The 12,991-nt window shown below is 60.4% G+C and carries 9 protein-coding genes; 7 read left to right on the forward strand and 2 right to left on the reverse strand.

Going from position 1 to position 12,991, the window contains the following annotated elements:
- The first annotated feature begins 571 nt into the window (after positions 1 to 571).
- From kdgD to CH92_RS11000, 7 genes are all read left to right on the forward strand, one after another.
- Positions 572 to 1,483: a 5-dehydro-4-deoxyglucarate dehydratase gene (gene kdgD, locus CH92_RS10970; RefSeq protein ID WP_025241823.1), complete on the forward strand. Its 912-nt coding sequence runs from the start codon at positions 572 to 574 to the stop codon at positions 1,481 to 1,483.
- A gap of 95 nt (positions 1,484 to 1,578) precedes the next feature.
- A complete protein-coding gene (locus tag CH92_RS10975; RefSeq protein WP_025241824.1) occupies positions 1,579 to 3,021 on the forward strand; it encodes an aldehyde dehydrogenase family protein in 1,443 nt (480 codons plus the stop codon).
- A gap of 118 nt (positions 3,022 to 3,139) precedes the next feature.
- The gene (gene gudD / locus CH92_RS10980) at positions 3,140 to 4,483 is read left to right on the forward strand and encodes a glucarate dehydratase (protein WP_025241825.1); all 1,344 of its coding nucleotides are present in this window, start codon (positions 3,140 to 3,142) and stop codon (positions 4,481 to 4,483) included.
- Positions 4,484 to 4,650: 167 nt separating this feature from the next.
- Positions 4,651 to 6,204, forward strand: coding sequence for a galactarate dehydratase (gene garD, locus CH92_RS10985; protein ID WP_025241826.1), 1,554 nt, complete (start codon positions 4,651 to 4,653; stop codon positions 6,202 to 6,204).
- Positions 6,205 to 6,276: 72 nt separating this feature from the next.
- Complete coding sequence (locus tag CH92_RS10990; RefSeq protein ID WP_051517559.1) at positions 6,277 to 7,695, forward strand: FAD-binding oxidoreductase; 1,419 nt, start codon at positions 6,277 to 6,279, stop codon at positions 7,693 to 7,695.
- Between the two features lie 30 nt (positions 7,696 to 7,725).
- The gene (locus tag CH92_RS10995; protein ID WP_025241828.1) at positions 7,726 to 8,655 is read left to right on the forward strand and encodes a 2-hydroxyacid dehydrogenase; all 930 of its coding nucleotides are present in this window, start codon (positions 7,726 to 7,728) and stop codon (positions 8,653 to 8,655) included.
- A gap of 192 nt (positions 8,656 to 8,847) precedes the next feature.
- The gene (locus CH92_RS11000) at positions 8,848 to 9,762 is read left to right on the forward strand and encodes an aldose 1-epimerase (RefSeq protein ID WP_025241829.1); all 915 of its coding nucleotides are present in this window, start codon (positions 8,848 to 8,850) and stop codon (positions 9,760 to 9,762) included.
- Between the two features lie 94 nt (positions 9,763 to 9,856).
- Here CH92_RS11000 and CH92_RS11005 read toward each other — a convergent pair whose 3' ends face one another.
- Together CH92_RS11005 and CH92_RS11010 are read right to left on the reverse strand one after the other, a co-directional pair.
- A complete protein-coding gene (locus tag CH92_RS11005) occupies positions 9,857 to 11,242 on the reverse strand; it encodes an FAD-binding oxidoreductase (protein ID WP_025241830.1) in 1,386 nt (461 codons plus the stop codon).
- A 303-nt stretch (positions 11,243 to 11,545) separates the two neighbouring features.
- Positions 11,546 to 12,805: an OprD family porin gene (locus CH92_RS11010; RefSeq protein WP_025241831.1), complete on the reverse strand. Its 1,260-nt coding sequence runs from the start codon at positions 12,803 to 12,805 to the stop codon at positions 11,546 to 11,548.
- Positions 12,806 to 12,991: the final 186 nt, after the last annotated feature.

Here is a 12,991-nt window from a genome sequence, read left to right on the forward strand (position 1 = left end):
AGACGCTAATGACCTGGCTGGTCAATAGCTTTGCTTTTCCCGCTGCCGGATTGACCGAATGCGGGCGATGAAGGCGGTGTGGTCTGTAATGTGATGGAGCCGATTTCTTTAGATGTAGCGCTGGCCTGTCCGCGGCAAGCAGCAGCCAATCGCCATACACCCGCGGCGAGAAACGATTCAGCTCGGAGGAGGGCAAATGCGAGACAGCGCGGGGAATGGTTGAAATCATGGCTTTTAAAAGCTCTGTTTGTTTTGTCATACGTTGTCATATGACTTGGCTATTTTTTAGCAGTGTGACTGCGGGATGTCAAACGATTGAAAGCCCCGTAATCGACTCTATGACCCGCCGGTCATCACTTGGTTGCTCGACAGCAGGAACACCACAGACGAGGCGTAATTAGCCGAAGACAGACATTAGCCAACTGAGCTTCGTACTCCTCATACGCCTTGGGTGGTAACGTTGAGTTGAATTTTAAACTAAACAGTAGAATCTGTTGGTGTTGTACGATAACGTATCTCCAAGGCTGCGGCCCCTACCTCCATATCGATAAATTCACAGGATGCTCAAACAATGAATCCACAAGAACTGAAAGCCATCCTCTCTTCTGGTCTGCTGTCTTTTCCGGTCACCGATTTTGACCAGCAAGGCGACTTCAATCGCGCCGGCTATATCAAGCGCCTGGAATGGCTGGCGCCCTATGGCGCGACGGCGCTGTTCGCTGCGGGCGGTACGGGTGAGTTCTTCTCCCTGACCCCGCAGGAATACCCTGACGTCATCAAGACCGCCGTCGATACCTGTGCCGGCCAGGTGCCAATCCTTGCAGGCGTTGGCGGCCCGACCCGTCAGGCCATTGCTTATGCGCAGGAAGCCGAGCGCCTTGGCGCAAAGGGGCTGCTGCTGTTGCCGCACTACCTGACCGAAGCCAGCCAGGAAGGTGTGGCACGTCACGTAGAAGAAGTCTGTAAGTCGGTCAACATCGGCGTCGTGGTTTATAACCGCAACGTATGCCGCCTGACCGCGCCGCTGCTACAGCAACTGGCCGAGCGTTGTCCGAACCTTGTGGGCTATAAGGATGGCCTCGGCGACATCGAGCTGATGGTCTCCATTCGCCGTCGCTTGGGCGATCGCCTGACTTATCTTGGCGGTCTGCCTACCGCAGAAGTCTATGCCGCCGCCTATAAGGCACTCGGCGTACCGGTTTATTCCTCCGCCGTATTCAACTTTGTGCCGAAGCTGGCAATGGATTTCTACGGGGCTATTTCCCGTGACGATCATGAAACCGTTGGCAAGCTGATCGATGATTTCTTCCTGCCGTATCTCGACATCCGTAACAAGTGCAAAGGCTATGCAGTCAGCATCGTTAAGGCGGGCGCAAAGATCGCCGGTTACGACGCCGGCCCCGTCCGCGCACCGTTGACCGACCTGCGCCCGGACGAGTACGAAGCGCTCGCCGCACTGATCGCGAAGCAGGGCGCTCAATAAAGGCCCGCCCGACCTATCACTCGCCCCACCCGCCGATTCAGGTGCCTGTCATCATCGTCAGAGCACCGGCGGCGGACCTCACGAAGGAGAGTTCCGTGGCAGAAGCAAAGCGTTATGACAACTACATCGATGGCCAATGGGTAGCTGGCAAGAATTACCAGGCCAACATCAATCCATCCGATCTGTCGGACGTTATCGGCGAATACGCTCAGGCGGACGCTTCGCAGGTCGAGGCGGCCATCGCCGCAGCTCGCAAGGCATTTCCGGCTTGGTCGACTTCCGGTATCCAGGCCCGTGCCGATGCCCTGGAAAAAGTAGGACTGGAAATCCTCGCGCGCCGCGAAGAGCTGGGTAATCTGCTCGCTCGTGAAGAAGGCAAGACCCTGCCAGAAGCCATCGGTGAAGTGTCCCGTGCCGGCAACATCTTCAAGTATTTCGCTGGTGAATGCCTGCGCCAGGCGGGCGAAACCCTGCAGTCGGTCCGCCCGGGCGTTAGCGTCGAAGTCACCCGTGAGCCCTTGGGAGTGATCGGTCTGATCACTCCGTGGAACTTCCCGATCGCGATTCCCGCCTGGAAGATCGCCCCGGCGCTGGCCTACGGCAACTGCGTGGTCATCAAGCCGGCTGACCTCGTCCCTGGCTGCGCCTGGGCCATTGCAGAAATCATCTCGCGTGCGGGCTTCCCGGCGGGTGTTTTCAACCTGGTGATGGGCAAGGGCCGTGAAGTCGGCGAAGCCATCGTCAACGACAAGCGTGTCGATGGCGTCAGCTTCACCGGTTCGGTGGGTGTCGGCCGTGGTATCGCGGCGACCTGCGTAGGCCGCCAGGCCAAAGTCCAGCTGGAAATGGGCGGCAAGAATCCGCAAATCATCCTGGATGATGCGGATCTCAACACTGCCGTCGAACTGGCCGCCCAAAGCGCGTTTTATTCGACCGGCCAGCGTTGCACCGCCTCCAGCCGCATCATCGTGACCGAAGGCATCTACGACCGCTTCGTCGAAGCGATGGTCGAGCGCATCAAGAAGATCAAGGTCGGTTCGGCACTGGAACAGGGCGTCGATGTCGGTCCGGTGGTATCCCAGGCGCAGCTGGACCAAGACCTGAAATACATCGAAATCGGCAAGGAAGAGGGTGCACGTCTGGCCTGTGGCGGTGAGCGTGTCAGCTGCGGTACCGAAGGCTTCTATCTCGCGCCGACGCTGTTCGTCGACAGCACACCGGATATGCGCATCAGCCGCGAAGAGATCTTTGGGCCGGTCGCCAACGTGGTGAAGGTCAAGGACTACGACGAAGCGCTGGCGATGGCGAACGACACCGAATTCGGGCTGTCGGCGGGCATCTGCACCACCTCGCTGAAGTACGCCAATCACTTCAAGCGTCACTCCCAGGCCGGGATGGTGATGGTCAACCTGCCGACCGCCGGCGTGGATTACCACGTACCGTTCGGCGGTCGAAAAGGCTCGTCATACGGCCCGCGTGAGCAGGGCCGCTACGCCCAGGAGTTCTACACCACGGTGAAGACCACCTACATCGGCTGATCAGCCTGCTGCTTCACGGGCGCGATCCGACTGAGCCGCTTGGCGGCTCGGCGGTTCGCGCCCGGCAACCAGATTGCTACACCGCAACGCGGACCATAAGAACAAAAGAGAGACGCATATGAACGATTCTGTGAATCAAGGTGCTCCGGTCATCACCGAACTTCGAGTGGTTCCGGTCGCAGGTCAGGACAGCATGCTGCTCAATCTGAGTGGCGCCCATGGTCCGTACTTCACCCGCAACATCCTCATTCTCAAGGACAGCGCCGGCAACACAGGTGTCGGCGAAGTCCCAGGTGGCGAGGCGATCCGCAAGACGCTGGACGACGCTCGCGCCATTCTGGTCGGCCAATCGGTCGGCAATTTCAACGGCTTGCTCAATCAAGCGCGCAAGGCCTTCGCCGACCGCGACGTCGCGGGCCGCGGCCTGCAGACGTTCGATCTGCGTATCGCCATTCATGCCATTACCGCAATCGAGTCGGCACTGCTCGACCTGCTCGGCCAGCATCTCGGCGTGCCGGTTGCCGCGCTGCTCGGCGACGGGCAACAGCGCGACGAAGTCGAAATGCTCGGCTATCTGTTCTTCATTGCCGATCGCAACAAGACCGACCTCGGCTACCGCGATGAGTCCAACGCCAGCGACAGCTGGTTCCGCGTGCGCAACGAAGAAGCACTGACCCCCGAGACAGTCGTACGCCAAGCCGAGGCGGCCTATGAGCGTTACGGCTTCAAGGATTTCAAACTCAAGGGCGGCGTACTGCCGGGCAGCGAAGAGGTTAAGGCGATTCGCGCGCTGGCCGAGCGTTTCCCCGATGCCCGGATCACCCTGGACCCCAACGGCGCCTGGTCTCTGGCTGAAGCCATCGACCTGTGCAAAGACCTGCACGGCGTGCTCGCATATGCCGAAGACCCCTGTGGCGCCGAAAACGGCTATTCCGGCCGTGAAGTCATGGCCGAATTCCGCCGTGCTACTGGCCTGCCAACCGCGACCAACATGATCGCGACCGACTGGCGGCAGATGGGTCATACCATTTCGCTGCAATCTGTAGACATTCCGCTGGCGGATCCGCATTTCTGGACCATGAGCGGTTCGGTACGCGTCGCGCAGATGTGCAACGACTGGGGCCTGACCTGGGGCTCGCATTCCAACAACCATTTCGATATCTCGCTGGCCATGTTCACCCACGTGGCCGCAGCTGCGCCGGGCAAGATCACCGCGATCGACACCCATTGGATCTGGCAAGACGGCCAATACCTCACCCGCGAACCACTGCAGATCGTCGGCGGCAAGGTCGCCGTACCGGCCAAGGCGGGCCTGGGTGTGGAGCTGGATGAAGATGCGCTGCAGAAGGCGCACGAGCTTTACCTGGAAAAAGGCCTCGGCGCGCGCGACGATGCCATCGCCATGCAGTACCTGATTCCGGAATGGACCTTCAACAACAAGCGGCCGTGCATGGTGCGCTGACCAGTAGGGTAGGCGGCCTGCTAGTTCGGTGGGCTGAAGCCCACCCTGCGTCTGATACGCTCACCCATGGCATCTGTAGGGTGGGCTTCAGCCCACCAAATCCCAACGCCCAGCTCCCCGACACGAACAACAACCGGCTTGCTCCGGAGACTCAAATGAACGACACCGTGGAACTGATTCAGCATCAAGATTCGCCGCGCTACATCCGTCTCAACGAGGCTGACAACGTGGCCGTGGTGGTCAATGACGGTGGTGTGCCAACCGGCGCCCGGTTCCAGGACGGCCTGGTCACGGTTGAAAGCGTGCCCCAAAGTCACAAGGTCGCGCTGGTCGATATTCCGGAGGGTGAGCCGGTGCGACGCTATGGTCAGATCATCGGTTACGCGCTCGAACCACTGCGTCGCGGCTCATGGGTGAAAGAAACCCAACTGAAGATGCCCAGCGCGCCGCCACTTGACAGCCTGCCGCGTGCCAACGCCGTTCCGGACAAGCTCGCCCCGCTGGAGGGCTACACCTTCGAGGGTTATCGCAACGCCGACGGCACGGTGGGCACCCGCAATATCCTTGGCATCAGCACTACCGTGCAATGCGTGACCGGCGTGCTGGAGCATGCGGTCAAGCGCATCCGCGATGAATTGCTGCCTAAATACCCCAACGTCGACGACGTGGTCGCGCTGACCCACAGCTACGGCTGCGGCGTTGCGATCAATGCGCGCGACGCCTACATCCCGATCCGCACCGTGCGCAACCTGGCGCGCAACCCGAACCTGGGTGGCGAGGCGCTGGTCATCAGCCTCGGCTGCGAGAAACTCCAGGCCGAGCAGGTGATGCACGAGGGCGATCCTTCGGTGGACCTGCGTGACCCGTGGCTCTATCGCCTGCAGGAGTCCAATACCGGGTTCGGCGAAATGATCGAACAGATCATGGACATGGCCGAAGTACGACTGAAGAAGCTCGACCAGCGCCGCCGCGAGACGGTGCCGGCATCCGAACTGGTGCTGGGCATGCAATGCGGCGGTAGCGATGCATTCTCGGGCATCACTGCCAACCCGGCGCTGGGCTATGCCTCCGACCTGCTGGTGCGTGCCGGGGCCACCGTGATGTTCTCGGAAAACACCGAGGTCCGCGACGCGGTGTACATGCTCACCGCCCGCGCCGAGTCGACCGAAGTCGCCGACGCGCTGATCGCCGAGATGGACTGGTACGACCAATACCTGGAGCGCGGGGCTGCGGATCGCAGCGCCAACACCACGCCCGGCAACAAGAAAGGCGGGCTATCCAATATCGTCGAAAAGTCGCTGGGCTCCATCGTCAAATCCGGCAGCGGCGCCATCAATGGCGTGGTTGGGCCGGGCGAACGGGTTGAGCGCAAAGGTCTGATCTTTTGTGCCACGCCGGCCAGTGATTTCGTTTGTGGAACGCTTCAGCTGGCGGCCGGCATGAACCTGCACGTGTTCACCACCGGCCGCGGCACCCCGTACGGCCTGGCGATGGCACCTGTGGTCAAGGTGGCGACCCGTACCGAGCTGGCCGAACGCTGGCCGGACCTGATCGATATCGATGCCGGGCGTATTGCCAGCGGCCGTGCGACCATCGAACAGCTGGGTTGGGAGCTGTTCCATTACTACCTGGACGTTGCCAGCGGCCGCAAACAGACCTGGGCCGAGCAGCACCGACTGCACAACGACATCGTCCTGTTCAATCCGGCGCCCATCACCTGACCACTGCGCGAAAGTGACTCTGCGCATCCCGGTGATGCGCGGCATCGAGTGATTCAACTGCGGGAGGTCGAGATGAGCACACTGCCGGATGAATTCATCCGCGGGATTGAACGCATCGTCGGTGCGCCCGGCATCGTTCGTGATGCCGAGCGCATGCAGAGCTATCTGAGCGACTGGCGCAACGCCTACCGTGGCAAAGCCGCCCTGGTGGTGCGCCCGGCCAGCACCGAAGAGGTCGCATCAGTCGTACGGCTCTGCCACCAATACGAGGTCGCACTGGTTCCGCAGGGCGGCAATACGGGTTTGTGTGGTGGCTCGATCCCGGATGCAAGCGGCACCCAGGTGGTCCTGTCCTTGACCCGCATGACTCGTATCCGCGAAGTCGATCCGGCCAACGAGACCATCACCGTCGAGGCGGGGGTCATCCTGCAAAAGTTGCAAGAGGCCGCAGCCGAAGCAGGGCGATTGTTTCCGTTGTCCCTGGGCGCAGAAGGCAGCTGCACCGTGGGTGGCAACCTCGCCACCAACGCCGGCGGCACCGCGGTGTTGCGCTACGGCAACATGCGCGACCTCACCCTTGGCTTGGAAGTGGTGCTGCCGGACGGACGGATCTGGAACGGTCTGCGCGGGTTGCGCAAGGACAATACCGGCTACGACCTCAAACACCTGTTCATCGGCTCGGAAGGCACACTAGGAATCATCACCGCGGCGGTACTCAAACTGTATCCAGCCGTGCGAAGCACGACCACCGCCTGGGTCGCATTGCCCAACGCCCGGGCCGCGGTTGAGCTGATCGGCATCATCCGCGGGCTCTGTGGCGATCGGTCGACCGGTTTCGAGCTGATGTCTCGGCAAAGCGTCGAGTTCGTGCTGAGCCATGTCGCTGGATGCAACGATCCGTTCGTCGAGCCGCACCCCTGGTACGTACTGATCGAACTCAGCGATACCCAGCCGGATGCGCCGCTCAACCAACTGCTGGAAGTGGGCATCGGGGAAGCGCTGGAGCGGGAACTGGTGATCGATGCCGTGCTGGCCGGGAGTGAAGCCCAGGTGGCGGCGTTGTGGGCCATGCGCGAAGGTATTTCAGAGGCGCAGAACCATGAAGGTCCAAGCCTCAAGCACGACATCAGCGTGCCGGTGAGCTCGATTCCGGCATTCATCGACGCTGCCAATCAGCGCCTGCTCGAGCATTTTCCCGGCGTACGCATCGTCGCCTATGGTCATGTCGGCGATGGCAACCTGCACTACAACATCAGCAAACCGATCGACTCCGAAGATGCAGATTTCAAGGCGCAACAGGAGCCGATCATGCGGGTGATCTATGACGTCACCATGGAACTGCATGGCAGCATCAGCGCCGAGCATGGGCTTGGCCAAGCCAAGCGCGCTGCGGCCAAGCACTACAAAGATCCGCTGGAATTCGAGCTGATGCGTGCGATCAAGGCGACGTTCGACCCCAAGGGGTTGATGAATCCCGGCAAGGTGCTTTAACCGAACCCCTCACTCCATAGAGGTAATCCCGTGACCTGTATTCTCCAGCTCGGTGCCCTGACCGAACGCTTCAACCGCAACCTGGCCGCGGAGTATGAGGTACTGCGTATCTGGGAGCAGGACGCCAATGCCTTGCTCGATCAGCACGCCCAGCGCATCGATATCGTGGTCACCTCGGCGCGCTTCGGCTGCAGCGCGGAATTGATCGAGCGGCTGCCCAACCTCAGGGCGATCATCAGCTCCGGTGTCGGCTATGACTCCATCGCCGTAGCGGTGGCGCGGGCACGGGGCATTCCAGTCAGCAATACGCCAGATGTGCTCAACGACTGCGTTGCGGACCTCGTCTTCGGCTTGGTCATCGACTGCGCTCGCCAGATTTCCCGGGCCGACCGTTTCGTTCGTAACGGCGAGTGGCTCTCAGGTGGCCTGCCTCTGGCGCGCAAGGTCTACGGCAAACGGCTCGGCATCGTCGGTCTTGGGCGCATCGGCGAGGCTGTCGCTAAGCGCTCCAGCGGTTTCGACATGCAGGTGCGCTACCACAATCGTCGACCGGTGGAAGGTTGTGAGTACGGCTATGAATCGGACCTGATCGAATTGGCACGCTGGAGCGATTTTCTGGTGCTGACCTGCCCAGGCGGAGAAAGCACCCGCAATCTCATCCATCGCGAGGTTCTGGATGCACTGGGCGCGAAAGGTACGCTGATCAACGTATCGCGCGGCTCAGTGGTGGACGAACCGGCACTGGTCGAAGCGTTGCTCGAAGGCCGTCTGGGCGGCGCCGGTCTGGACGTTTACGCCCAGGAACCGAACGTGCCGCAAGCCTTGCTCGACCTTCCCAATGTCGTCCTGCTGCCTCATATCGGTAGCGCCACCGAGGAAACCCGGCTGGCGATGGAAGAATTGCTGTTGGCCAATCTGCGTGCGTTTCTCGAACGCGGAGAGGTACTGACAGCGGTCTGAGCGCACTTACCAGTGCGCTGCAGATTGACGGCTGCCACAGCCGCGACGGTACTCAGCCAAAAGCTCAGAGCCGACCTCTTTTCGCGTTTGACCCGTGGCGTAGCCGAACCGCGTGCCACAAGCACCTCGGTAAGGCGCGCCGCTTCATTTCACCAGTGCGAGCCATCCCGGCGCGCATAAGGACAGCTGGACATGTCTGAGCATCAATCGAACCTGAACGAGATCCAGCTACAGCATGGCCCGCTCCGGCTGTCGGTATGCCCGGCACTAGGCGGCGCCATCACACGCCTGAGCGTCGACGGTGTCGATCTGTTGCGGCCCTGGGACGGCTCCGACAGTGTCCGCCGTACCGGCTGTTTCGTCCTGGCGCCATTTTCCAATCGGATCGACGATGCCTTCGAGCATGACGGGCAGCGCTATCCGCTGAACAGATTGTCGCCTGATCATCCGCTGCCTATTCATGGCCTCGCCTGGAAACGCCTATGGGAGGTTGCTGAGCAGGATTCGAGCAGCTTGGTCCTTAACATCTCACACCGTCCGGAAGGCGCCGCGGCGCTGGATTGGCCATTCGCCTTCGAGCTGGAGCATCGGCTGCGGCTCGGCGAGGAGGGCGTGTCGCTCGTTTTGAAACTGCGCAACATAGACACCCGCTCGATGCCCGCCGGGCTCGGTTGGCATCCGTACTTCCTGCGCCATGAGGCTTGCCAGCTGCGATTCGCGGCACAAGCCGTATGGCAGAACGACACGCGAAACCTGCCTTCACGACTTTTGCCAATCCCTGAGAAATGGGATTTTTCGACAACCAGGTCATTACAGGAACCAGGACTTGACCATTGCTTTGTCGGCCTTACCGCGCCGGTACTGATCCGCTGGCCAAGGCAGGGCATCGAGCTGAGCATGAACGCCAGCGAAGCACTCGCTCATTTGGTGGTGTTCACGCCACCTGCCGATATGGGCTTCTTCGCAGTGGAGCCGGTATCCCATGCCAATAATGCGCTTGGCATGGACGATCCGGTCGCGAACGGAATGCGGGAGCTGTTGCCCGGCGAAACGATGCAGGTCAGTTGCCAGATGCAAATTCAGCGAACGGCTCGTAGCGATTCTTAGCGTCTCACTGACGCAACAAAGAGTGTTGAATCGCTGCAATGTCTGAATATGTCGTGGAGGAGGGCGAGCGCCCGTCCAAGGGCGCTCGGGCAGGTCACGCCGGATTGATGTTCTGGTTGATGCGAAAGAGGTTCGCCGGGTCGAATTTCCTTTTCAGGTCTACCAGTCGCTGATAGCTCGCACCATAGGCGAAGGCGATGCGATCAGTTTCATCACCGGTAAGGAAGTTTACGTAGGCGCCACCACTGGCAAAGGACTGGGTTCGTGTAAAGAACTCACGCGCCCAGGCAATGCAGCGTGCATCTTCGGCAGCCGTTTCCCACCGAGCATGTACGTTCAGCACATAGTTGGCATCGCGATTCGAGTAAGCCATGACCTCAGGTTGGATTCGCCCCGTCTGGCCACCTATCGTGGCAACGAATATCTCGCATTGTGAGGAAGGTAGTGCACCGGCGTATTCGATGATGGCATCAATCGCCCCCTCATCAAGCATCGAGAAATTGTGGGATTTCCAGTAGTTCCGGGCGCCTGCTGTCAACAATGGATCGAACGCCTGCTGCCAGGCGACATACGGCTGCACACCGATGTGCTCGCCGTAGGCAGAACCAAATTCTCTCAGCGCCTCGATATATTTCTCGCCCTCGCCAGGATCGCCTGCGTAACAAACAGCCATCGCCACGATTTCTTTCCCGTGGACCTCCTCGGGCAGGAACGGCAAAGGCGGCGCCTTGCGAGTGATCATCCAAAGGTTGAGTTCGTCCGGCATCGTTTCGGTGAAACGGGCGAACTGCGTCATTACCGATTTCGCTTGCTCGAAAGGGAAGACGATGAGGCCACAAAGCACGTCCGGCCCCACCGGATGCAGTTGAAACTCGAAGCGGGTGACGATGCCGAAGTTGCCACCCCCGCCGCGAAGCCCCCAGAACAGATCGGCGTTTTCCGTTTCACTGGCGTGCAACTGACGGCCGTCGGCTACGATCACGTCCATGCCTAGCAGGTTGTCTATGGTCATGCCGTATTTTCGACTGAGCCAGCCGAAGCCGCCCCCGAGCGTCAGCCCGGCAACTCCCGTAGTGGAGTTTATGCCAAGGGGCGTGGCTAAGCCGTGCGCTTGCGCGGCGGCATCGAAATCAGAAAGCGTGCAGCCTGGCTCAACATAACCTCGGCGTTGCTCCTGATCGATTTTGACCCCCTTCATAAGCGAGAGATCGATCATCAGGCCATCGTCGCAGACGGCATTCCCGGCGATGTTGTGCCCGCCGCCGCGTACGGAGAACGGCACCTCGTGTTGGCGGACGAGGTCTACAGACCGGACCACGTCCTCGGGCGATATGCAGCGGGCGATCATTGACGGCCTGCGATCGATCATGGCGTTCCAGATCTGGCGAACTTCGTTGTATTGCGGATCTTCGGGGAAAATTATTGGGCCTGCGAATTCGGCCTTGAATGCCTCAATCGCGGTATGGGAAAGCCGGTTCATGACGATCACCGTTAGGTATGCCGGAGGGCACGGATAACACGGCCCTCGGCGGGATGTGAGGACTACGACCAGTCTGGCGATAAGTCCATGCCTCACAGCAGCCCATGATCAGCATTTCGTCAGCGGAAATCACAGTATAGGCGCGCCTGTCAATAGAAAGCGGTTGTTTACGGATTTTCACGTTACTTGATGCCTGTCTCGCCCTGTTTAAGAACCCCAAGCAAAAAAAAGCCCGTCACGAGGACGGGCGAAAGTTTCCGCAACAGGAGCGAGGAGCGTTGCGTCCAGCGTGGTGGATGCCGCTTACAGAATCGACAATGGGTACTGAATGATGATGCGGTTCTCGTCCAGGTCGCGGGTGTTGACCTGAGAGCGGAAGCTCGAGTTACGCCATTTGATGTTGAGGTTCTTCGCCGGTCCGTTCTGGATGGTGTAGGCCACCTCGGTTTCGCGACCCCACTCTTTACCGTCGTCGACAGTGGCTGTCTCGATGTTGTCGCCGCTGATGTAGCGGTTCATCAACGTCAGGCCGGGCACGCCAACAGCGGCGAAGTTGTAGTCGTGGCGCAGCTGCCAGGAACGCTCTTCAGCGTTGTCGTAGCTGTTGTTGAAGCTGTCGTTGGCCAGGGTGCCGCCGCTGGTACCGTTGACGCGCATCCAAGTGTCGCCGCTGACCTTCTGCAGGCCGACGTAGAAGGTGTTGCCACCGGTTTTCAGGCCGAACAGACCGGAGTAGGTCTTGTTGTCCAGATTGCCGGCCAGCGCGCTGCCTTCTTCGTCACCCTGGAAGTAGCCAAGGTTGACGGTCAAGGCCAGGTCATCGCCCAGCGGCTGAGTGTGCAGCAGCTGCACATACTGCTGCTCGTAAACGTCCTTCAGCTCGGCTGTCCAAAGGCCCACGGTTGTCTGCTTGTTGAAGGCGTACTCGCCGCCGATGTAATTGAAGCGATCCGAGGCGCCGCCGCCGAAGCTCATGTCTTCCATGCTGGCGTCGTCGCGCGGGCTGTTCTGGCGGAACTGACCGGCTGTGAGCATCAGCCCGTCGAACTCGCGGGAGGTGATCATGCCGCCTTCGAACGTCTGCGGCAGCGAGCGGCCATCGTCTGAGCGCAAGATCGGCAGCACGGGCATCATCTCGCCGATCTTGAGCTCGGTGTTGGAGATCTTGGCCTTGGCGGCCACGCCGAGGCGGCCATAGTCATCGGCAGGATGTGGATCGGTGGCGGCGTCATGCACAGGCAGCAAAGCGGTGCCGTAGGTGCCGCCACCGCCGTCGAGTTTGACCGCCAGGCCGGCGAGCACGTCGACGCCAAAGCCGACCGGGCCCGGGGTGTAGCCGGACTGGATGTTGAGGATGAAGCTCTGGGTCCATTCCTCGGCCTTGCTGCGATCGGTGATCGCGTCGTCGCGGAATTCACGGCCAATGTAGAAGTTACGCGCGTTCACCGTGATCGTAGTGCCGTCGACAAAGCCTTCCGCCGCGTTTGCAACAGCAGGAATGCCAAGCGCCAGCGACAGCGTGCCCGCGAATACGGCGGCAGATAGGGGGTTGCGTGGGGTCATTGTTGTTGTGCTCCCTTTTTTAAGTAGTCCCACTCCGCGCGGCCAGTGGCCAAAAAAACAAAGTGGGGTGTAGCGTGGCCGCTCGCAGGCGACCACGTGTCGCGACTCGAAATCTGTTATCAGTTGTCATACGACATTCGGGATTATGGCCAGAGGACAGCGCTTGTCAATTCAATTTGTAAAGAA

Source organism: Stutzerimonas stutzeri, from assembly GCF_000590475.1.
GTDB lineage: Bacteria > Pseudomonadota > Gammaproteobacteria > Pseudomonadales > Pseudomonadaceae > Stutzerimonas > Stutzerimonas stutzeri_D.